The organism is Domibacillus sp. PGB-M46, from assembly GCF_022668875.1.
GTDB lineage: Bacteria > Bacillota > Bacilli > Bacillales > Domibacillaceae > Domibacillus.
In genome coordinates, this window is sequence record NZ_JAKGCR010000004.1 from 58,148 (window position 1) to 79,663 (window position 21,516).

The window sequence follows — 21,516 nt, forward strand, 5'->3', positions numbered from 1 at the left end:
TTTTAGAAGCAGGACAGCACGCAATCAAAAACCACCCTTTTTCGGAGGAAAAAGGGTGGTTTTTTTAATTGGACAGCACTTTCAGCCAGCACCGCTCGTTCTGCCATTCAAGCTCAACCGGCAGGCCGAATGCCTCGGAAAGAATACGGCTGGTAAGCACCTTTTTTTTCTCGCCCGCTGCGAGCATTCTTCCTTCTTTTAAAACAGCAACGTGTGTAATGGCCGGAAAAATTTCCTCAATATGATGGGTAACGTATAAAAGAGACGTCTTGTGCCGTCCGGCCTGTTGTTCGAGCGCCGTGAGAAGCTCTTCCCGCGCCCTTACATCCAGGCCGGAGCATGGCTCATCTAAAATCATGGCATCAGGCTCAGCCATAAAAGCACGGGCAATCAGCACCCGCCGCTGTTCTCCCTGGGACATAAACCGGTACGGCTTGTCCGCTAAATAAGATAAACGAAGCGATGCCAGCAGTTCATCTGCTTTTTCCCAATCCGCGGCTTCTGTTTTTTCATAAAGGCCGATGGAATTAAAACGGCCGCTCACGACAATCTCCCGGGCGCTCTCCGTATTCAGCGTTTCTAAAAAACGGTTTAATGTATTGCCGACGAAGCCGAGGCGCTTTTTCACATACTCCCAGTTATAACGCCCATATTCGTGACCAAAAACCCGAATCGTGCCGCTTGTAGGGAATTCGTACCCGCCCATCATATTCAGCATCGTTGACTTGCCTGATCCATTTAACCCTAAAACAGCCCAATGCTCGCCCTCTTTTACGGTCCAGTTTACATTGTTTAAAATGACTTTGTCCTGCCGGACGAAACGCACTTGCTCATATGAAATTAATTCTGTCATTATGTATCACTCCCACTTTTATTGTAACAGAAAAAAATAGATGCTATAAACGGTAAAAAAAGAAACCCGGTTATCTCATATAGGAATTTTCAAGATACTTTGACATGCTGTTTCGGCATCGGTTTGATGCCAAAACTGAAAGGGTTTTAGTATAAGATTTCACTAATGAACAGAGGGTATTCTATAACACTTTTTTATCGGTTTGAGGTGAAAAAAACCGCATAACGGCGCGTATTGGAGCGTTTTCATAAAATATGAAAAATAATTAAGTAAATTTGCAAAAAAGCTTGGTTTTTTGAAAAAACAGTAGTAAGATTGTACTTGAAAAAGGCAGTCTCCAGTCAACTGGAACTCATCAACAGAATCAGCCTTTTTCGTTTAAATTGCATTCAGAGTGGTAAGGATGTTCTGAAAGCGTTTTTAGATTTTTTTGTACATATTTTGGTAAAAGCGAACGTATACACGAAAATCAAATGGGCAACAAGTGGAGGTTTTTCAGTATGAACATGCAGATTAGCCAGGGAAACCCGTGGAAAAACTTTTCGGGTCCAAACCTTGGGTATGTAATGGAAGTGTACGAACAATACTTGGCCGATCCAGATGCAATCGACCAGGAGCTGCGCCAGTTATTTGATCAATGGGGTCCCCCGGAGTCGTTAACTGGAAATACAGCGCAGCATACCGCATCAGCGGGTGATCTTGATAAGCTGTTTCGTGCCGTGAAGCTTGCAGACAGCATTCGTATTTATGGTCATTTGGCAGCAGATATTAATCCGCTTGATGACAGCAAAAAAGACACACGCCGTATTGATCTTGAAACATATGAGCTCACAGAAGCAGATCTTCGCCAAATACCGGTAGAGTATATTTGCCCAGGCGCCCCGGCACACGTTCAAAACGGATATGACGCCATTATGCACTTGAAAAAAGTGTATACAGATAAAGTTGCTTTTGAATTTGCACAAGTACATGATCTGGAAGAAAAACAATGGCTTCGCCAGCAAATCGAATCGACAGATTACTATCCGACGTTTACAGACAGTGACAAGAAAAAGCTGTTAAAACGCCTTACACAGGTTGAAGGATTTGAGAAATTCATTCATAAAACATTTGTCGGCCAAAAGCGCTTTTCTATTGAAGGCTTAGATGCCATGGTGCCGCTTTTAGATGAGCTTGTTCACCATTCGGCTGTAAAAGGCGCCCAAACGATTAATATCGGGATGGCTCACCGCGGCCGCTTAAACGTCCTTGCCCACATTCTCGGCAAACCGTACGAAATGATTTTTGCGGAATTTGCTCACGCACCAAGCAAAAAAATGCTGCCTCTTGGTTCTATGAAAATGAACTATTACGGCTGGACAGGTGACGTAAAGTATCACCTTGGTGCAGATCGCAGCTATAAAGAAGAAGATACACAAACAGCGCGTATTACCCTTGCGAACAATCCGAGCCACCTTGAGGTAGTTAGTCCAATTGTCGCCGGTTACACACGCGCCGCACAGGAAGACCGTACACAAAAAGGAAAACCAGCGTTAGATGTTTCTAAAGCGATGTCGATTATCATTCACGGAGACGCAGCATTCCCTGGACAGGGAATTGTCGGTGAAACGTTCAATATGAGCCAGATTAACGGCTATAAAACGGGCGGATCGATTCATATTATTGCGAATAACATGATCGGCTTTACAACGGAAAGCTATGATTCACGTTCTACACGGTATGCGTCCGATGTAGCCAAAGGCTTTGAAGTGCCAATCGTCCACGTGAACGCGGACGACCCGGAAGCATGTGTGGCTGCGGCATTTATGGCGGTCAACTACCGGTCACGCTTCGGTAAAGACTTTGTCATTGACTTGATTGGATACCGCCGTTTCGGCCATAACGAAATGGACGAGCCGATGACAACAAATCCAAACATGTACAATATTATTCATAAACATAAAACCGTTCGTGAACTGTATGCACAAAAACTCGCTGACCGTGGAGTTATTGAAAACGGATATGCAGATCAAGTGTACCAAGAAAACGAGCAAAAGCTGAAAGACCTGTTTGAAACGGTTCCGAAAAAAGACGATAATCCGGATATTATTATGAATCCGCCGCAAGTCGTGGAGCAGGACCTGCCGTGCCATAAAACAGGTGTAAGTGAAGAAGACTTAAAAGCGATCAATCAAGAGCTTCTTCAATGGCCGGAAGGATTCCAGCCGTTTAAAAAGCTTGAACGGATTTTAAAACGCCGTGAGCAGCTGTTTGAGGAAGACGGCCAGGTTGATTGGGGTCATGCTGAAACACTGGCATTTGCTTCTATCCTAAAAGAAGGCACACCAATCAGACTAACTGGTCAAGATTCACAGCGCGGAACATTTGCGCACCGTAATCTTGTTTTGCATGATGAAAACAATGGCAAAGAATATAATACGCTGCACGGGTTAAGCAACGTATCGGCTTCATTTGATGTCATTAACTCGCCTTTAACAGAAACAGCTGTTGTGGGATTTGAATATGGCTATAACGTATTTTCTCCGGAAACACTCGTTCTTTGGGAAGCGCAGTTTGGAGATTTTGCCAATATGGCCCAGGTAATGTTCGATCAGTTTGTATCCTCGGGACGGGCAAAATGGGGTCAAAAATCAGGCTTGGTTATGCTTCTGCCGCATGGCTATGAAGGCCAGGGACCTGAGCATTCAAGCGGCCGCATCGAGCGCTTCCTGCAGTCTGCAGCTGAAAACAACTGGACGGTAGCGAATTTGTCATCAACGGCTCAATATTTCCATATTTTGCGCCGCCAGGCTTCCATCCTGCAAAAAGAAGAAGTTCGCCCGCTTGTCATTATGACACCGAAAAGCTTGCTTCGTCACCCGCTGGCTGCATCTAAAGCTTCCGAGTTTTCAAATGGAAACTTCAATATTATTGTGGAAGAGCCGAGAACAGGCAGCAAGCCGAAGAAAGTAGAGCGCATTGTGCTTTGCAGCGGAAAAGTGTCGATTGACCTTGCTGAGCAGATCGAGAAGTCAGAAGAAAATCTTGATTGGCTTCACGTATTGCGGGTAGAAGAGTTATATCCGTTCCCGAAAGAAGAAATTACGGCTATTCTTGAACGCTTCCCGAATGTAAAAGAAGTGATCTGGCTTCAGGAAGAACCGCAAAATATGGGTGCGTGGACATATATGGATCCAAGACTGCGTGATACAGTTCCAGAAGGCGCAACCGTCCGTTACGTAGGCCGCCGCCGCCGTTCTAGTCCATCAGAAGGTGATGCGATTGTTCATAAGAAAGAACAAGCCCGCATTCTGCGTACTGTATTAACGAAAGAACAGTAAAAATAACCGGCTCCACTCTGGGGCCGGAAATGTACATAAAACGACATGGAAATTACTGAGGAGGATTTTATCGTGGCTGAAATTAGAGTTCCTGAACTAGCAGAATCAATTACAGAAGGTACAATTGCGCAATGGCTGAAACAACCGGGTGATTACGTTGAAAAAGGCGAATATATTGTTGAGCTTGAAACGGATAAAGTCAATGTAGAAGTTATCTCTGAAGAAGCAGGAACCATCAAAGAATTGCAAGCGGCAGAAGGCGACACGGTCGAGGTAGGCCAGGTAATCGCTATCGTAGAAGCGGGAGCGGGCAGCTCTGCAGGAACGTCTGCACCAGCTGAAACGGAAGCTGCGCCTGTTCAAGCAGAGGCGAAAGCAAAAGAAGATATCGTAAAAGAAGAGCCTGCTCAAAAGCAGGAAGAAGCAGCAGGCCGTACGGTTGCTTCACCAGCTGCTCGTAAGCTTGCCCGTGAAAAAGGCATCGATTTAAATGCTGTTAAAACGGTTGATCCACTTGGACGTGTACGCGTGCAGGATGTAGAATCACATCAAAACACACCGGCTTCTGCACCAAAGCAGGCTGCTCCACAAAAACAAGCGGCTTCCGCACCGAAAGCACAGGACAGCGGCAAACCGGTTGAGCGCGAGCGCATGAGCCGCCGCCGCCAGACGATTGCAAAACGCCTGGTGGAAGTACAGCAGACAGCAGCAATGCTGACAACGTTTAACGAAATCGATATGACGAATATTATGGACCTTCGTAAACGTAAAAAAGACAAATTCTTTGATGATCATGATGTTCGCCTTGGCTTTATGTCGTTCTTTACAAAAGCAGTTGTAGCTGCGCTGAAAAAGTATCCATATGTAAATGCAGAAATTGACGGAGACGAAATTGTCTTGAAGAAGTTTTATGATATCGGCGTTGCCGTATCAACAGACGATGGCTTAGTTGTACCGGTCGTGCGTGACTGTGACCGCAAAAACTTTGCAGAAATCGAAGGCTCTATTATGGATATGGCTTTGAAAGCACGCGACAACAAGCTGGCGCTTGGTGACCTGCAGGGCGGTTCGTTTACAATCACGAACGGCGGTGTATTCGGTTCCCTTCTATCAACACCAATTTTAAACGGCTCGCAAGTGGGTATTCTTGGTATGCATACGATTCAAAGACGCCCGGTTGCGATTGGTGACGCGGTCGAAATCCGTCCGATGATGTATGTGGCTCTTTCATACGATCACCGCATTATTGATGGAAAAGAAGCGGTTGGATTCTTGAAAATGGTTAAAGAGTTAATTGAAAATCCAGAAGACCTTCTTCTTGAAGGATAAGAAAAAACCCGCAGCGCCTGCTGCGGGTTTTTCTTGTTTATTAGCTTTTTTCAAGTTTAGGAGAAAGACCTCGCTTATTCACTTCTGTTTTTAATGTTTCAATTTCAGATTTGTTTCGGTCCTGTTTCAATGCATCCCTGTAAGCAGCCACCAGCATCTCGTCACTCATAATTTTCATTTTATGACCTCCTTGGATATGGTGTTTTAAATAAAGAGAAAAAAGTTTCCCTTTATTTTCTGATTATTATACTAGCAATAGAATAAAAGGCAAATGATAACAGTGAAAGAACAAAAAACGATATAATATTCCTAAATAATATACTAGTTTTTGAAAATTTTTAAGTAAAATCATGATAAAGGAGGTATTTTGTTGTATATTTATAAGAGTAGTGATATAAGCAAAACAGACCAGTTGGCTGATGAAAACGGGATGTCTTCTTTTACGTTAATGGAGCTTGCCGGAGCCGGTTTATGGCAAAAAATAGCTTCTTCTTACAAAATAAGTGATCATTCATTTCTTATTTTAGCCGGGAAAGGAAACAACGGCGGTGATGGTATTGTGCTGGCACGTTATTTGAAACGGGCCGGGGCTGCCTGTCATCTTTTCTTTCCAGACGGACTGCCAGAAACGGGCGCGGCAAAGCAGCATTTAGCGTATTACAAAACATGCGGCTGCTCCTATGAAACAGGTCTGCCGGATACTTCGGCCTCTATTGTCGTCGATGCGCTTTTAGGCGCTGGCACGCGGCTGCCGCTATCAAAAGCAATCAGGGATTGTGCGGATTGGATAAATGCGCAAAAGGCCCATGTTATCTCGATTGACCTGCCGACGGGTACAGCTTCTGATAATGGGGACTGTGATGAATCCGTTCTTCATGCACACAAAACGTACGTCCTTCATGGGTATAAGCCGTCCCGATTTTTATACCCTGCGGCGGCTTGTTATGGAGAAACTGAAATGGTCGACATTGGACTTATACACACATCAAATTGGAAGGTGTACGAGCCGGCTCCTCGTTCCCGTTCTTTTTATCATCTTGCGCATAATACCCATAAAGGCACATTTGGCCATGGCCTTCTGGTGGCCGGAACCGGTGAAATGCCTGGGAGTGCGGCGCTTGCTGCATTAGGAGCTGTGTCATGCGGAGCAGGTAAGCTGACTGTGCAGACGGATCAAGAAGCCGTCCCGGTCATTGCTTCTCATGTGCCAGAAGCAATGTACAATTTTAAAAAAGGAATAGACGACAATCATCCATACGAGGCGGTTGCTGCCGGCTGTGGCAGAGCAGCAGACGGAGAAATGGAAGAGGTCGTTCAGCATTTATTGCAGCAGGAGAAGCCGGTCATTTTAGATGCAGGTGCACTGGGGCCGCGGAGCTACAAGGAAGCAAGGTGCCCGGTAATAGTAACGCCGCATCCTGGTGAGTTTGCGCGGATGACAGGAAAACCAGTTGGCTTTATTCAAAAAAACCGGCTGCAGGAAGCCTCGGCCTATGCAGTCGAACACGGCGTAACGGTTGTGTTAAAAGGGGAATATACCGTCATCGGATTCGCGGATGGAAGCGGCTTTGTTAATCAAACAGGAAATGAAGGGTTGTCTAAAGGCGGAAGTGGCGATACACTGACAGGTGTGATGCTGGCGCTTATCATGCGTAATCCTGATCTTAAGGCCGCTGTCGCGGATGCTGTTTATCTGCACGGAAAATGTGCGGATCATTGGAAACAGCTTCGTCCGGCCCAAGCGATGCGCCCCCTTGATATTCACGGGCTGATTCCGGATGCAATAAATGACATAATAAAGGAGACCAACGAAACATGATTCATTTAAACTGGGACAAAACAAAAACGATTAAACAGGTAAAATGCGTTCATACAGACGCCAAAAAGTATGTGGTTGAAAATGCGCTTACAAAAGGAAACGTTTATGAGGTAAAAAACGAAACCGAGGAATTTTATTTTGTATTAGATAATAAAGGCCGTGTTTCCGGCTTTTACAAAGATTATTTTGAAGAAGTAACGGGATAAACGAATGTTAGCTGTAAGGGGGCAGGAAAATGTTTAACGAGCGCATGGCCTTAAAGATCAGGCTGGATCAATTAGCGGATGCGGAAGTTCGAGTCATGCAGGAATTTAAAAAAGAACGGGAAGCGATTTTTGCGCGGCTTCAGGAGCTGGATGAAACAGAAGAGAATCACACGCCTGGCATAACAGCTGCTGCTGACATAACAGCTGCGGCCGATATAACAGCTGTTGCGACAGTTGGAGCACCGCCAAAAGTACGCAGAGGACGACGGAGCGAAGGGTTAACAGAGCTTCGCGATACAACCATCCGCATTTTGAAAAAGCAGAATACGCCTATTCGCGGCATCGAGCTGCAGCGTTATGTAGAGGAGCAGTCCGGCAAGAAAATTGCAAACATGACCACTTTTATGAATAGCCTTGAGCGCGAAAATGCACATGTCCGCAAGCTTGGGCGGGGTCTTTACATTTACGAATATGATTTATAATGCAAAAAAGCGGACGGACAGTCCGCTTTTTTGCGTTGTATGCCTTTTCAGGTGTATGATAAAGCGTGCACAGTTATGAGAAAGGAAGATTTATTTGAACATTACAACCTTGCCAGAATCGATTCAGTCGATCATTCATGAAAGAAAAAAACAGTTTGGACTCGAAGAAGATACACAGTCCACTTCTTATATAGCCCAAAGTGAGGAGATCGTATCAGATACGGTTATTTCTTTAGCGCTTGGCAAAAACATTTTGCTGAAAGGGCCAACAGGTTCCGGAAAAACAAAACTGTCAGAATCACTTGCTGCATTTTTTGGCCAGCCGGTTCACAGTATTAACTGTTCCATTGATCTGGACGCCGAGGCGATGCTTGGCTTTAAAACGATTGTCGAGGCAGAGGGCAAAACGCAGATTGATTTTGTGGAAGGTCCTGTTATTCAAGCGATGAAAAAAGGACATCTTTTATATATTGATGAAATTAATATGGCAAAGCCGGAAACGCTGCCGATCTTAAACGGTGTATTGGACTATCGCCGTCAAATCACGAATCCGTTCACAGGAGAAGTCGTGACTGCAAAGCCGACATTCAGTGTTATTGCCGCTGTGAATGAAGGATATGCAGGTACAGCGCCGATGAATGAAGCGCTGAAAAACCGTTTTATTGTATTTGAGATTCCGTACATTTCAGGAGATATCCTGCTGCAGGTATTAAAGCAGCAGTCTGTTCTCCAGGATCAGGCGATGCTTGAGAAATTCGTTTCTCTGTCCGGTGACTTAACGACACTTGTCGAAAGCGGCCGTCTGCCGGAAGAAGCTTCTTCGATCCGCGCACTGGTGGATGCATGCGACCTGGCTCTTTACATGCCGCCAATGCGGGCCGTGGAAAGCGCGATTGCCGGCAAGCTTGACGATGAACGCGAAAAAGCCGCAGTCCTGAACGCGGCGGAAACATGGTTCGCCTAACATGGAACGGTTCATACAGTTTAATGACGAAACAGTCAACTCCGCTTTTTGGATGGAACTGTCTGACCTTGCTGCGGCTCTGTCTCAAAATCCGGATTTAAAAGTGGAATTTGGCCCGCTTGCTTATTTGCAAAAAACGCCGGCCGTTTTGTTTGCCAGCCATTTCTGGCACCATCGTTCCAAAGAAGAAGAAACAGCGGGATTAAAAACGGACGTTTATCTGCGTGCACTTGGCACGATTCAGTGGACGGACGAAGCGGTCATCCGGTCATTCATGGCTCGGTTTAAAGGGGATTTCGCCCGGCAGTTGCTTGCAGCTGCCGAGGATATTCGCTTAGAGCCTATGTGTATGGGGGCGCGCCCTGGAACGAAAAGAGCTTTTCATATCCGCCGCCAGGTGCTGCGGCGTTACCATGAAGTACAGCTGTCGGTGAATCAATCCAAAGGCTTTTACATGGATGCCGTTTTTAATGCTCTGTTTGTTCTGTGGCAGGCAGATGCACCTTTTGAATGGCCGGCTATTCATCCAGCTGTAGACCGTGCCGTGCCGTTTATCGATCGTACTGCCAGAGAGCTGTTTGATGCACGGTCGACAAAAGATGCAGCCAGAGTGGCCGGGGAGATCGCTGAGGTATTAGAAGAGCTTGAGCTGCGCAGCATGGTAAATAAGTACAGCCATCTTCCGGATTACCGGGAGCCGTCGGCGGATGAAGCCGTGGTGGATCCAGGAAAGCGGCAGGATCCGCTTGTAAATGACGATGAGGCAGACGAAAAAGAAAACGAGCAGTTTGACGAACAGTTCTCTACCTGGCACCGCGAATCAGAGGAAACACGCGGTACCTTTATGCAGTTTGATCTTGACCAGGGAACGAAAACACCGATGATGGGCAACACAGCCCGTGAAGGAGACGAAGGAGATGCAGCCCTTGCTTCCGTGCAGGGACGCTCTAAGAAGTCCTCACGTGAGCAATATAACAGGCTGCTTGCCGAGCGGCGTGACGAAGAAAGCAAGGCAGATGAAGCGCATTACGGAAAAGAAAACATTGGCGCCAAAGCGATTTACGAAAAGCCGCGTACAGCAAGTGATACAGAACGGGAAGAGTACCGCCGGATGAGAGATGAAACGGCACCCGTTGTCCAGACGCTGAAGCGGATGATTCAAAAATCCATTGAAAAGAAAAAAACAAGTCCGCGTACGGATTTGTTAACAGGACGCCTGGGACGTAAGCTGACACGCTATTTTACCGATGAGAATCCACGGCTTTTTTACAAAAAGCAGGAGCCGTCCCGTGAAATTGATGCTGTTTTTTATTTGTTGATTGATAGTTCTGCGTCTATGTACGATAAAATGGATGATGTGAAAAAAAGCGCCGTACTGTTTCATGAAACATTGTCCTCTCTTCGAGTGCCGCATGAAATTACCGGCTTTTGGGAGGATACGTCTCCTCTTTCAAAAGAAGTGAAACCGAATTACTTCTTAACGGCTGTGCCTTTTCAAGCATCCCATCAAAAGGATGCAGGCTATGCCATTATGCAGCTTCGGCCTGAAGAAGATAACCGGGATGGCTTTGCCCTCCGTTTGGCCATTGAAAAAATGGAGCGCCGGAGTGAAGCGCGAAAATTTCTTATTGTTTTCTCAGACGGAGAGCCGTCCGCTGCTGATTACGATAAAAACGGTGTACTTGATACCCATGAAGCCGTAATGATGGCACGCAAAAAAGGGATGACCGTGTTTAATCTGTTTATTGGAGAAGAGGCGCTTGATGAAGCACGCCGCCAGACAATGAAGACCATTTACGGGCATGGCTCTATCATGGCCCCGGATGTATCAGAGCTTCCTCACGTGTTAACCCCGATTTTAAAAAAGCTGCTGTTTGAAAGTATTTAAGCGATCATTGGACTAAAATTCAACAAAAAAGATGTTCCATTGCGGAACATCTTTCAGGCGGTTGACAAATTATATTGATAACCGTGCACATGAATGGGATGGATCAGCGGCGTCCAGGCAGCTCCGCTTTCCATGGGGCAGGCGCTGAGCCCGACCTCGCCTGGCGGCTCCACCTGTCTCAGCTGCCCGCTAGTCCCATAGGAGTCTGCGCCGCCCTCCCGCCGCCAAGTGGCTCGCGTCAAGATTGTATAGAGCTAATAAGGGTCATATTTTTCTGTTTAAAAAAGAGAAAATCTCAATTCGGTCCTTGCTTATTGGTCTTCAATACTACTTAGCGAAGCCTGCCGGACGAAGACTCCTGCGGGAAGTACAGTGAGTCGGGAGACCCCGCAGGCGCAGCCGAGGAGGCTTCCGCACTGCCCTAAGGAACACGAAGTCCGGCAGGCTTCACTTATCGGCTCTTTTTAAGAAAGAATGTTTCCCGAAAAGTCTCCTGCCTGTTTTCGACGGTAAAACTTTCATAAAAAAAAGACTGACGACTTTGTCGACAGTCTCAAGCTGCTCCATTGTGGAGCAGCTTTTTTGTATTTGAATCTATTGTTTTAAACGCAGCAGCTGTTGTTTTAAATCGTCTTCCATCACAAGCAATTCGTCTTCCGCTGCTTTTCGTTTTGCACGCCCGTCCTGCTGGATGCGGATTGTTTCTTCAAGCGTTGTAATTAAGTTTTCCTGTGTTTTCTTTAATGTTTCAATATCAACAAGGCCGCGCTCATTTTCACGGGCAGTCTCGATCGAGTTGACTTTCAGCATTTCAGAGTTTTTCAGCAGCAGGTCATTCGTGGTTTTCGATACCTCTTTTTGTGCCTTTACAGCTTTTTGCTGGCGGACCAGCGTTAAAGCAATAGCGATTTGATTTTTCCAGAGCGGCACAGCCGTTAAAATGGAAGACTGGATTTTTTCAGCCAGCGCCTGATTTGTATTTTGAATCAAACGGATTTGCGGCGCGCTTTGAATCGTAATCTGGCGGCTCAGCTTCAAGTCGTGCAGACGCTTTTCAAGCCGGTCCGCAAAAGCGATCATATCATTGACTTCCTGGAAATCCATTTGATCACCCGTCTGCTCTGCTTTTTGGCGCAGCGCCGGGATCGTTTTCGTTTCGATTTCTTCAAGCTTTAATTCTCCAGCAGCGATGTAAATATTGAGCGCCTGAAAATATTCTTTGTTTTTTTCATAGAGCTGCTCAAGCATCCGGATATCCTCGATAAGTCCGCGCTTGGAATGCTCAAGCTTGACCCCGATGCGGTCGATTTGAGCACCGACTTTTTGGTAGCGCGTCATCACTTCCTGCACGGAATCCGATACTTTGCCAAACATACGGGAAAACACATTTCGCTTTTCCTCCCGCAATTCATCTGGATTTACATTTTTTAAGTTTTTCATCAAATCATTTAAAATATCGCCAACCGGCCCGATATCCTTGCGCTGTACATGATCAAGCATGTGGTGTGAGAAATCAGACAGCTTTGTTTGGGCAGCAGTCCCGAAGGAAAAAACGGCCTGCTGGTTTCCAGCTTCAATTTGCGCGGCCAGCTGCTCTGCTTTCTGGCGGTGTTCAGCTGGAAGCAGATCGACAAGCCGCTTAGATTGTGGAGAAGGGGCAGCTGTGCTCGGGGCAGAAGGCATGTCCCCAAATGGATCGGCAAGAAGGTCATTTAATAAATCATCGTTTTTTGCGCCCGTAACGGGTGCCTGTTGTGACTGTAGTTCGTTGTTCATCTTCGTTGTCTCCTTTCAAAGCAGGTTGTTCAGGTTCGATTAGTTTCTTCGTTTGAGCCGAGCGCTGCCGGGCAACATCGAGCTCGATCGTTAAATGCTCAATATCACGGGCAAGCACTTGACGAAGATCCGCTTCTAATGTTTGGGACAGGTCACCAAGTGTTTCAGTCGTTTCAAGCAAGGATCGTTTCATATCCGGGCCTTTTACTTTTTTACTTGAGAGAAGTGCTGATTTTTCAGCCAGCTCCACCACTGAATCCAGATGAGAATAGAAAAAAGGCTCAATCTCGTAAAACCGCTTCGGTTCTTTTTTGACAACCGAATAAATACGTTTTACCAGACTGTTTAATTCAATCATTTGTTTAAGAGAACGAAGGCTCCGTACCTTTAAAAACAAATGCTGCAGCCGGGACAGCTTCGCTTTCGCTTCTTTTAGCTGATCAAGTATATAGTAATATTCTCTACGGCTTAATCCATATTTTTTTTGGATTCGTCTGTTGCCGAAATTGGTATACAGCATAAACATTCCTGCAAAACCGGCTGCGAATGCCGCCCATGCCAGCCATCCATCAAACGGCATGGTCAGCACGAGGGCTGCTGCGAGTGAAACGGCCAGGCGGCGGGACCAATAAAAAGAATATCGCATCGTTCATCCACTCCATTTTATCATTTTGCTCTTTTGCATGAGCGTATTTTGTTTCTTTATACGGACGAGCCGCAGAAAAAGTTTCATCTATAGTCCATTGTTTACGTTTTTTTCTATGAAAAAACCCCTTTTTGAAAAAAGGGGCATTTCTTATTTTGCTGATTCTTCGGCCGGCGGGTGGTTCTGATAATATTTGCGCCCGATCCATGATTGGAAAATAAGAATCAGTCCGCTGACGCTCCAGTAAATAGGAAGGGCAGCCGGCGCATTAAAAGAGAAAATTAAAATCATGATCGGAGACAGCAGGCCGATAAATTTCATTTGCTGCTGCTGTTCGGCCGGCATTGTCTGCATGGACAGGCGGAATTGAATATAGTACATAATACCCGCAATAATGGCCATGGCAATGTCAGGCTGCCCGAGGCGGAACCAAAGGAATTCATGCGTTTTTATATCTTCTGAGACGGTAATGGCGTAATAAAGGCCTGTCCAGACCGGCAGCTGTAAAAGCATCGGCAGGCAGCCCATGGCCATTGGATTGATGCCATTTTCTTTGTAAAGAGTCATCATTTCCATTTGAATCTTCCGCTGTTCTTCCTGTGTTTTAGCCGCTTTTAATCGTGCCTGAATATCAGTCATCTGCGGTTTTACTTTTTCCATCTTGTGGCGCATGGCGGCCTGCTTTTTCATCGAATTCAGCATAGACGGCATCAGAATCAATCGTACCGCAATCGTAATGACGATGATTGCCATCCCATAGCTGCCAAACATTTCGCCGAGCCAGTGAATCAGTTCAACGAACGGATTCACGAGGTAATCATGGAAAAAATGGCCTTCTGTTTGTGCGCTTTGACAGCCGGACAACAAAACGGCCGATAAAGCAGTAAGCGCAATTGTTAATTGTTTTTTCAAATTTGTTCCTCCTGCGCCTGCTAGCAGGCTAGTTGCTTTAGACAAAAAAAGTATACTCCTTTTTTCCTGCAAAAACAATTAATCAATGATAAGACGAAATGTAAACCTTATGTTTTATGAGGTTGACAAAACGAAGACCAATCCTTTAATCTGGAAAAAAAGGAGGGATTACCATGTCAACATGGAATCAATTAGCTGTACAGATTTTAGAAGGTTACAAGCTTTCAGAAAGGGAAGCTGAGAATATTTTAACGTGTCCCGATGAAGACGTTTTGCTGCTGCTCGAGGGCGCTTTTCATCTTCGCCGCCATTATTACGGAAAGAAAGTCAAACTGAATATGATCATCAACACAAAATCCGGCTTATGTCCGGAGGATTGCGGCTATTGTTCTCAATCGTCCCAGTCAACGGCTCCCATTCAAAAATACCGGATGATGAGCCGCGAACAAATTGTGGCCGGTGCCGAAAAAGCCCATTCCCTTGGCGCAAATACCTACTGCATCGTGGCGAGCGGAAGAGGACCGTCTAAAAAAGAACTTGACACTGTTACAGAGGCGGCAAAAGAGATAAAAAGCAAATACGGGATGCGCATTTGTGCATGCCTGGGACTCCTGAAACCAGAGCAGGCTGTACAGCTGAAAGAAGCAGGAGTGGACCGGTACAACCATAATATAAATACATCCAAAAACCATCACGAGTCGATTACGACTACTCATACATACAACGATCGTACAGAAACAGTCGGCCGCGTAAAAGAAAGCGGCATGTCCCCATGCTCCGGTGTCATTATCGGCATGGGTGAAACGAATGAAGATATTATCAATATGGCTTTCAGCCTGAGGGAGCTTGATGCCGACTCAATTCCCGTTAATTTCCTGCATGCCATACCGGGTACAAAGCTTGAGAACGCTAAGCCGCTTACGCCGCTTTTTTGCTTAAAAGTATTGGCGTTGTTCCGTTTTATCAATCCATCAAAAGAAATCCGGATTTCAGGCGGCCGGGAAGTGAATTTGCGTTCCGTCCAGCCGCTTGGCTTGTACGCGGCCAATTCTATTTTTTTAGGAAGCTATCTGACGACTCCCGGCCAGGAGGTCACAGCAGATCATAAAATGATTGAGGATATGGGATTTGAAGTAGAGCAGGCGCACGAGCAGGCTCCTGTTTAATAGATCAAAAAGGTTCATGAATTCATGGACCTTTTTTACATACAGATATGGTAAAATCATTCAAAGAAAGGGTGAGAGTATGAAAGAAAAACAAGAGCTGTACCGGTATTCCTGCACGGTGGATGAGGGGAAAGTTTTTGCATTTAAACAAGCGGTTTCAGCTGCCGATACGGGGAGTGGGATCCCGCCTACGTTTCTCACTGTACTTGATTTTCACGGCGGGTTGTCTTTTCAAAAATTAACGGAGCTTCTCCAGTTTGACCCCGCTTGTGTGCTGCACGGCAGCCAGTCTTATAAATACATAAAACCCATTTTTCCAGGTGACCGCATTGAAGCCGTTGTGTATATGACAGGACGGACGTCCAAAAGAGGCATGACGTTCGCAAAGCTTGAAACCGTTTATTTAAAAGAAAACCATCCAGCCGTTACATCGCGTTCGACCTTGATTGAACAGAAAGGAGCAGCCTATGTTTAAACCCCTTTACTGGACGATTACCGCAGAAGAAATTCGTGAGTATGCAGCCGCTTCAGGTGATTTTAACCCGATTCATACAGACCCTGATTATGCACAAAAAGCCGGGCTGAAGGGCTGTATTGCACACGGGATGCTCGTAATGGCGCTTGGAAGCCGTGCGATCCGTGAATGGGAGGCAGGCGATTTAACGTCCTACGAGGCCCGTTTTCAGGCGATGACGTATCCCGGCGAGCCGCTTGTGGTCAAAGGCAGCTGGACGGATGAGGAAGCAGGCAAAGGCAGTGTAACAGTTCAAAACGAGAAAGGCGAAATAAAAATGAAAGGCACCTTTACAGTGAAGTGAAGAAAGCGGCCGCTTTTCTTTTTCAGCTTGCGTTTCTGTCCGCTTTATATTATGGATCTGAGTTTCTTGTTTCCTGGCTGCATATCCCGATTCCAGCCAGTGTTACCGGCATGGTGATCCTGCTTTTTCTTTTATCAAAAGGCTGGGTTCCTGTTCAAATGATCGAAAGTGGAGCTGCTTTTTTAAACAAGCATTTAGCTTTCTTTTTTATTCCAATTGCAGCCGGATTAATCACCTACGGGGATCTGATCCGATCAGACGGTGCTGCCCTTATGGCAGTGATTGCTGGCAGTTCGGTGATAGGCCTTCTTATTACCTCCGGACTTTCTAGTGCATTGGCAAAAAGAAGCAGGGAGAAAGCATGACTATTATTTACATAACTGTAACCATTGCAATTTATCAACTGGCGCGGTGGGCCGCTTTGCGGTTTCCATCCCCTTTCACAACGCCCGTTTTTACATCGACTGTGGTGATCATCAGCCTGCTGGCTGCCTCGGGCGTATCGTATAAAGAATATACACCGGCGAAAGAGATCATGACCTTTTTGCTCGGTCCGGCAACCGCAGCACTGGCTCTGCCGCTGTATCATAACCGGGCTGTACTGCGTGAGCGCTTTTTTCCAGCCGCCGCCAGCTTGATTGTCGGTACATTCGCAACGATTGTATCGGCTGTTTGGATGGCTTCTGCATTTGGCCTCTCCCGAACCATTCAAGCGACCGCCGCTGTAAAAGCCGTGACAACGCCCGTGGCGATGGAAGCAGCTGTGATTATTGGCGGCGATCCAGCCCTGGCCGCTGCTTTTGTTATTACAGCCGGTATTTTCGGAGCTGTATTTGGCCCGCCTTTATTAACGATGTTCAACATAAACGATCCTTTTTCAAGAGGACTCGGTATCGGCACCATTTCTCATGGTATTGGAACAAGCCAGGCTGTACAGGAAGGACCTGTTCAAGGAACGGTGTCCAGCGCTGCAATGGGCGTCTCTGCCATTATTACCTCGCTTGTTCTGCCCTGGCTGTTCCCTTTTCTTTAATAAAATGACGAGCCCGGCTCGTCGTCTTTTTTTGCGGAATAAATGTGAGAACGCTTTAAAAACAGACGAAAAGTTGTGACAACTTTTCTATAGACTTTCCATAAAGAGGGCGTATAATAAAAGTATAAATCAATTGTGAAGTGTTTCACAAATTACCCCGAATGGTGAGTGAGAACAGTGAATAAAGAAGCGTATGAGGAAATAAATGCATGGGCGGTTAAAAAGTCAGCGATTTTGCGCCATAACCCTCTTCAATATCTTATAAAAGCGATGCTGGCAAGCTTTTTTATCGGCTTTGGCATTATGCTGTCCTTTAAACTGGCGGAACCCTTTTTTGATGCAGGATCACCAGCCACAGTCTTAATGCTCGGTGCGTTTTTCGGCATTGCCCTTGTGTTAATTCTTTACGGAGGAGCGGAACTGTTTACGGGCAATACGATGTATTTCACAATGAGTACAATGAGCGGCAAAACAAATTGGAGAGAAGCACTGGCTGTTCTTGGGGCGTGCTACACAGGAAACCTGCTCGGTGCTTTATGCTTCGCCCTATTTATCAGTGGAGCAGGAATTTATCATGATACGGCGAATTCTCAATATTTAATGGATGTTGTTTCTCATAAAATGCATTACCCTGCGTCTCAATTATTTTTTAAAGCAATTTTATGTAATTGGATCGTCTGTCTCGCTGTCTGGATTCCTATGCAGATGAAAGGGGACATGGCGAAAATCGTGACAATGCTGCTGTTCGTTATGACATTTGTTGTGGCCGGCTTTGAACACAGTGTGGCGAATATGGTTTTGTTCAGCCTGGCTCTGGCGGTGCCGCATCCTGAAGCGATTTCTGTAGTGAGCGCTGTTCACAATTTAATTCCTGTTACTTTAGGAAACATCATTGGCGGCAGCGTGTTTGTCGGCATGGTATACATGTACCTGGCAAAACCAGTCCAAAAAAGCATACCGGGAGAAGCAAAGAAACGCATGACTGTTAAGCTTCTTGAAATGAATAAAAGCCGTCGCTGAGCGACGGCTTTTTTTAACCAATTAAAATGCGTTCCTTCGGATAATGGTAAGAGTCTTTGATTTCTTTGCCGCGAATGAGGAAAAGAAGGGAAAACAGCCCTACCCGGCCAATAAACATAAGGACAATCAAAATCATTTTAGCCGGTGTGCCGATCACGCTTGTTACGCCAAGGGTTGAACCCGTTGTACCAAATGCGGATGAAACCTCATAAATAATAGGAAGCAGCGCGAGCTCCGGCTCTAAATAAGCAAGAGCAATAACGGAAACAGCCCAGATAAACGTTCCGGTCGCAAGGACGACAAACGACCGGTGCGCGTCAATGGGATGTACTTCCCGGTGAAACACTTTAATGGTGTTTTTTCCGCGCGCAAATGTAAATACACTGAGTGCCGCAATTGCAACCGTTGTGGTTCGCAAACCGCCGCCTACACTTGAGGGTGAGGCGCCGATAAACATGAGCACCGACAAAAGCAGCAGGGACGGCGATGAAAAGTCATTTAAATCCAGTGTGGCCAAGCCGCCGCTTCTCGATGCAACCGATTGAAACAAAGCATAGAAAAACGATTCATGCCATACTTTATCCGCTAAGAAATGGTTTCGCTCAAACAAAAGCAGTCCCGCTGTGCCGATGACAGCCAGCAGCACGTACATGGTAACCGTTAATTTTGTAAACAAGCTGAACGCAAATTTACGCGATCCGCGGTAGGTTAAAAAATCTTTGATTTCAATCAATACGGGAAATCCGATTGCCCCAAGAATAATCAGCACCATATTCACAACTTGAACAAAATAGTCATTTGCGTACGGAATAAGGGAAGCGCCGGTAATATCAAAGCCGCCATTGGTTGTGGCACTGACCGAAGCGAACAGGCCGTGCAGGAACGCTTCGCTGATCGTCGGGTAGTACTGAATAAAATGAATGCCGAGTACGAGAGCTCCAACTGCTTCAATAGCAAGAATAAGGAGAAAAATTTCCCTCATTAATTTAACGAGGCCGCTTAAATCGGTCCGGTTCTGGTCCGCCATAATGAGCTGCCGCTCCCGCATGCCAATCCGTTTACCAAAAAGGAGCCACACCATGGAACTAAACGTCATAATGCCGACGCCGCCTACCTGTAAGATAAGGAGGATAAAAAAGTACCCGGTCGTGCTGAAGGTGTCAACGGTGCTGACCGGGGTCAAGCCCGTTACACTGAGGGCACTGACCGCTACAAAAATCGCATCTATAAACGAAATATCTACGCCTGGTTTGTGAGCGGCCGGCAGCAGCAATAAAATACTGGCAAACACAGCACCGCTTAAATAAAGCAGGAAAATAACCTGAAAAGGAGAAAGCCGCAGCTGTTTTAACTTCATGCCCGGCACCTTCCCCATTGTGTGTTTCTCTTCGTCATACAATCACCTTTTTAAGCCTCTCTGCAGCCTGTTTTAATAAGGGAACAGGCTGTACAAGGGCGATACGCACATAGCCCTTGCCCGCTGTGCCAAATGCGCTTCCCGGCACCATTACAACGCCGGCTTTATCAATCGCTTCGAAAACAAAAGCGCGGTCATCGCTGCCGGACGGAATTTTCGTCCATAAAAACATGCCGCCCCCAGGCTGCTCAACCGGCCATCCGATCTCTTGAAGCCCCAATGAGAGTGCTTCAGCCCGTGCCCGGAATTCCATCCGGAGCTTGTTTGTGATTTCCTCCGCATGATCAAGGGCAAAAATAGCTGCTTTCTGAACCGGAGCGAACACCCCATAATCCAAATTGGATTTGAGCTGCTTCAGCACACGAATCATGTCAGCATTTCCGGCAATATACGCAATGCGTGCCCCGGCCAGACTGAAGGTTTTAGAAAGAGAATTGATTTCCATCCCTACTTCCATTGCACCGGAAATAGAAAGAAAACTAAACGGTTCCCCGCCTTCAAAGTAAAACTCTGAATAAGCCGCGTCATGCAGTACAATGATATCGTGCTTTTTAGCAAAATCAATGACCTGCTCAAAAAATGCACGATTCGGCATTGCCGGTACAGGATTGCCAGGCAGATTGAGCAGCATTAGCTTTGCTTTTTGAGCGATATCTTCTGGAATAAGAGATAAATCCGGCAGAAATTGATTTTCAGGCAGAAGCGGCATAAAGTACGGCACCGCACCAGCGAGAGAAATGCCGGCTTCATACGCAACATAAGCAGGGTTCGTCGTTAACACGATATCACCGGGATCACAAAAAGCAAGAGGAAGATGCACGAGCCCTTCCTGAGATCCCATCGTTTGAACGATTTCTGTTTGCGGGTTTAAAAGGACCCGTGTGCGCCGCTTGTAATAATCGGCTACGGATTGATAAAACTGTGCGGTTCCGCCTAGTGTATAGCCGTAGGCATCCGCTTTCGCACTTTCATCGGCTAGAACGGTCCGAACACGTTCATCCGGCGGCAAATCCGGGCTGCCAAGGCTTAGATCAATTAAAATATCGCCTTGCTGCTTTTTTTGATCCGTATAGGCTTTTAAGTCACTAAAAATGGATGGGCCAAAGGCCGCCATTCTTTTAGAAGGTTGAATCTTCAAGACAAGCACCTCGTTGCATGAAAATATGTATGTACGCGCCCTATTTTACCACATCAAATCAAAAAAGTATGCGGCTTGATTTGTTAACTATATTAAAAACAGGTTGACAATAGAGGGAGCCGCCTTTTACAATAAAAAAAACAATTCACTGGAGGGTTACATACATGAAAACAGTTCACTGGATGCAGGCGGCTATGTTTGCTGCTATGATGGCCGTGCTTGGATTCCTGCCGCCTATTCCGCTTTCTTTTACGCCTGTGCCGATTTCCTTTCAAACAATCGGTGTGATGATTGCGGGGGGCATACTCGGTGCCCGGCTGGGTGCACTCAGCCAGGTTATTTTTCTGCTGGCTGTCGCAGCAGGAGCTCCTATTCTTGCCGGCGGGCGGGGCGGTCTTGCTGTTTTTGCAGGACCAAGTGCCGGTTTCCTGATTTCCTGGATTGCGGGCGCATTTGTGGTCGGCTTCCTGGTTGAACGCGCCGCAAAACTATCAGCTAAGCGTACATTTGCTGCTAACGTCGTTGGAGGCGTTCTCGTTTTGTATATTATCGGCATTCCCGTTCAGTCACTTTTGACAGGGGTCGGGCTGAAAGAAGTCACGCTGGCAAGTGCCGCTTTTATTCCGGGTGACCTGCTGAAAGCGGCGGCGGCGGCCCTTCTTGTTCCAAGACTGCGTACTGCCCTGCAGGCTGTACCGTCTTTTCGCCGCGCCGCATAAATTTTGATAT

General features: G+C 46.4%; 22 protein-coding genes. 14 read left to right on the forward strand and 8 right to left on the reverse strand.

The features are described from left to right. Positions 1-64 precede the first annotated feature (64 nt). Positions 65-853, reverse strand: coding sequence for an ABC transporter ATP-binding protein (locus L2D08_RS06150; RefSeq protein WP_242232875.1), 789 nt, complete (start codon positions 851-853; stop codon positions 65-67). Between the two features lie 500 nt (positions 854-1,353). Here L2D08_RS06150 and L2D08_RS06155 point away from each other — a divergent pair, with 500 nt between their 5' ends. Both L2D08_RS06155 and odhB read left to right on the forward strand, forming a co-directional pair. Next, positions 1,354-4,173, forward strand: a complete 2,820-nt coding sequence (locus L2D08_RS06155; RefSeq protein WP_242232876.1) for a 2-oxoglutarate dehydrogenase E1 component — start codon at positions 1,354-1,356, stop codon at positions 4,171-4,173. Between the two features lie 72 nt (positions 4,174-4,245). Continuing rightward, entirely contained in the window at positions 4,246-5,502 is a 1,257-nt protein-coding gene (odhB, locus tag L2D08_RS06160) for a 2-oxoglutarate dehydrogenase complex dihydrolipoyllysine-residue succinyltransferase (protein WP_242232877.1), read from the forward strand. Positions 5,503-5,542: 40 nt separating this feature from the next. On the opposite strand, the gene sda is transcribed toward odhB, so the two are convergent. After that, entirely contained in the window at positions 5,543-5,680 is a 138-nt protein-coding gene (gene sda, locus L2D08_RS06165) for a sporulation histidine kinase inhibitor Sda (protein WP_242232878.1), read from the reverse strand. 192 nt (positions 5,681-5,872) lie between these two features. On the opposite strand from sda, the gene L2D08_RS06170 reads away from it, so the two are divergent. The 5 genes from L2D08_RS06170 (at position 5,873) to L2D08_RS06190 (ending at position 10,861) form a co-directional block, all read left to right on the forward strand. Next, on the forward strand, positions 5,873-7,321 hold the full coding sequence (locus tag L2D08_RS06170; RefSeq protein ID WP_242232879.1) for an NAD(P)H-hydrate dehydratase: 1,449 nt from the start codon (positions 5,873-5,875) through the stop codon (positions 7,319-7,321). Further along, entirely contained in the window at positions 7,318-7,527 is a 210-nt protein-coding gene (locus L2D08_RS06175; RefSeq protein WP_242232880.1) for a DUF6501 family protein, read from the forward strand. The genes L2D08_RS06170 and L2D08_RS06175 overlap by 4 nt, the downstream gene beginning before the upstream one ends. A 29-nt stretch (positions 7,528-7,556) precedes the next feature. After that, positions 7,557-8,009 (forward strand): Rok-like winged helix domain-containing protein, encoded by a 453-nt coding sequence (locus L2D08_RS06180; RefSeq protein WP_242232881.1) that lies wholly within the window; start codon positions 7,557-7,559, stop codon positions 8,007-8,009. 88 nt (positions 8,010-8,097) lie between these two features. Then, positions 8,098-8,973, forward strand: a complete 876-nt coding sequence (locus tag L2D08_RS06185; protein WP_375337568.1) for an ATP-binding protein — start codon at positions 8,098-8,100, stop codon at positions 8,971-8,973. 1 nt (position 8,974) lies between these two features. Next, positions 8,975-10,861, forward strand: a complete 1,887-nt coding sequence (locus L2D08_RS06190) for a vWA domain-containing protein (RefSeq protein WP_242232883.1) — start codon at positions 8,975-8,977, stop codon at positions 10,859-10,861. A gap of 53 nt (positions 10,862-10,914) precedes the next feature. Here L2D08_RS06190 and L2D08_RS06195 read toward each other — a convergent pair whose 3' ends face one another. The 4 genes from L2D08_RS06195 to yidC all read right to left on the reverse strand — a co-directional run bounded on the left by L2D08_RS06195 (position 10,915) and on the right by yidC (position 14,195). Then, on the reverse strand, positions 10,915-11,103 hold the full coding sequence (locus L2D08_RS06195; protein WP_242232884.1) for a hypothetical protein: 189 nt from the start codon (positions 11,101-11,103) through the stop codon (positions 10,915-10,917). A 352-nt stretch (positions 11,104-11,455) separates the two neighbouring features. Beyond that, entirely contained in the window at positions 11,456-12,637 is a 1,182-nt protein-coding gene (locus L2D08_RS06200) for a toxic anion resistance protein (RefSeq protein WP_242232885.1), read from the reverse strand. Further along, positions 12,582-13,283 carry a 5-bromo-4-chloroindolyl phosphate hydrolysis family protein gene (locus tag L2D08_RS06205; protein ID WP_242232886.1) on the reverse strand — a complete coding sequence of 234 codons (702 nt, stop codon included), beginning with the start codon at positions 13,281-13,283 and terminating at the stop codon, positions 12,582-12,584. Before L2D08_RS06205 ends, L2D08_RS06200 begins: the two co-directional genes overlap by 56 nt. Positions 13,284-13,433: 150 nt before the next feature. Beyond that, positions 13,434-14,195 (reverse strand): membrane protein insertase YidC, encoded by a 762-nt coding sequence (yidC, locus tag L2D08_RS06210; protein ID WP_242232887.1) that lies wholly within the window; start codon positions 14,193-14,195, stop codon positions 13,434-13,436. A gap of 173 nt (positions 14,196-14,368) precedes the next feature. Here yidC and bioB point away from each other — a divergent pair, with 173 nt between their 5' ends. The 6 genes from bioB (at position 14,369) to L2D08_RS06240 (ending at position 18,232) form a co-directional block, all read left to right on the forward strand. After that, entirely contained in the window at positions 14,369-15,361 is a 993-nt protein-coding gene (gene bioB, locus L2D08_RS06215; protein WP_242232888.1) for a biotin synthase BioB, read from the forward strand. 79 nt (positions 15,362-15,440) lie between these two features. Then, positions 15,441-15,836 (forward strand): FAS1-like dehydratase domain-containing protein, encoded by a 396-nt coding sequence (locus tag L2D08_RS06220; RefSeq protein WP_242232889.1) that lies wholly within the window; start codon positions 15,441-15,443, stop codon positions 15,834-15,836. Next, entirely contained in the window at positions 15,829-16,179 is a 351-nt protein-coding gene (locus L2D08_RS06225) for a MaoC family dehydratase (RefSeq protein ID WP_242232890.1), read from the forward strand. The genes L2D08_RS06220 and L2D08_RS06225 overlap by 8 nt, the downstream gene beginning before the upstream one ends. Continuing rightward, on the forward strand, positions 16,176-16,544 hold the full coding sequence (locus tag L2D08_RS06230) for a CidA/LrgA family protein (protein ID WP_242232891.1): 369 nt from the start codon (positions 16,176-16,178) through the stop codon (positions 16,542-16,544). Before L2D08_RS06225 ends, L2D08_RS06230 begins: the two co-directional genes overlap by 4 nt. Next, complete coding sequence (locus tag L2D08_RS06235; RefSeq protein WP_242232892.1) at positions 16,541-17,212, forward strand: LrgB family protein; 672 nt, start codon at positions 16,541-16,543, stop codon at positions 17,210-17,212. Before L2D08_RS06230 ends, L2D08_RS06235 begins: the two co-directional genes overlap by 4 nt. Positions 17,213-17,389: 177 nt before the next feature. Next, positions 17,390-18,232, forward strand: a complete 843-nt coding sequence (locus L2D08_RS06240; RefSeq protein WP_242232893.1) for a formate/nitrite transporter family protein — start codon at positions 17,390-17,392, stop codon at positions 18,230-18,232. A 13-nt stretch (positions 18,233-18,245) separates the two neighbouring features. Here the strand turns inward: L2D08_RS06240 and L2D08_RS06245 are convergent, their stop codons facing one another. Both L2D08_RS06245 and L2D08_RS06250 read right to left on the reverse strand, forming a co-directional pair. Further along, positions 18,246-19,589 (reverse strand): TrkH family potassium uptake protein, encoded by a 1,344-nt coding sequence (locus L2D08_RS06245; RefSeq protein WP_242233169.1) that lies wholly within the window; start codon positions 19,587-19,589, stop codon positions 18,246-18,248. Between the two features lie 34 nt (positions 19,590-19,623). Beyond that, positions 19,624-20,787: an aminotransferase class I/II-fold pyridoxal phosphate-dependent enzyme gene (locus tag L2D08_RS06250; protein WP_242232894.1), complete on the reverse strand. Its 1,164-nt coding sequence runs from the start codon at positions 20,785-20,787 to the stop codon at positions 19,624-19,626. A 164-nt stretch (positions 20,788-20,951) separates the two neighbouring features. On the opposite strand from L2D08_RS06250, the gene L2D08_RS06255 reads away from it, so the two are divergent. After that, a complete protein-coding gene (locus L2D08_RS06255; RefSeq protein WP_242232895.1) occupies positions 20,952-21,506 on the forward strand; it encodes a biotin transporter BioY in 555 nt (184 codons plus the stop codon). Positions 21,507-21,516: the final 10 nt, after the last annotated feature.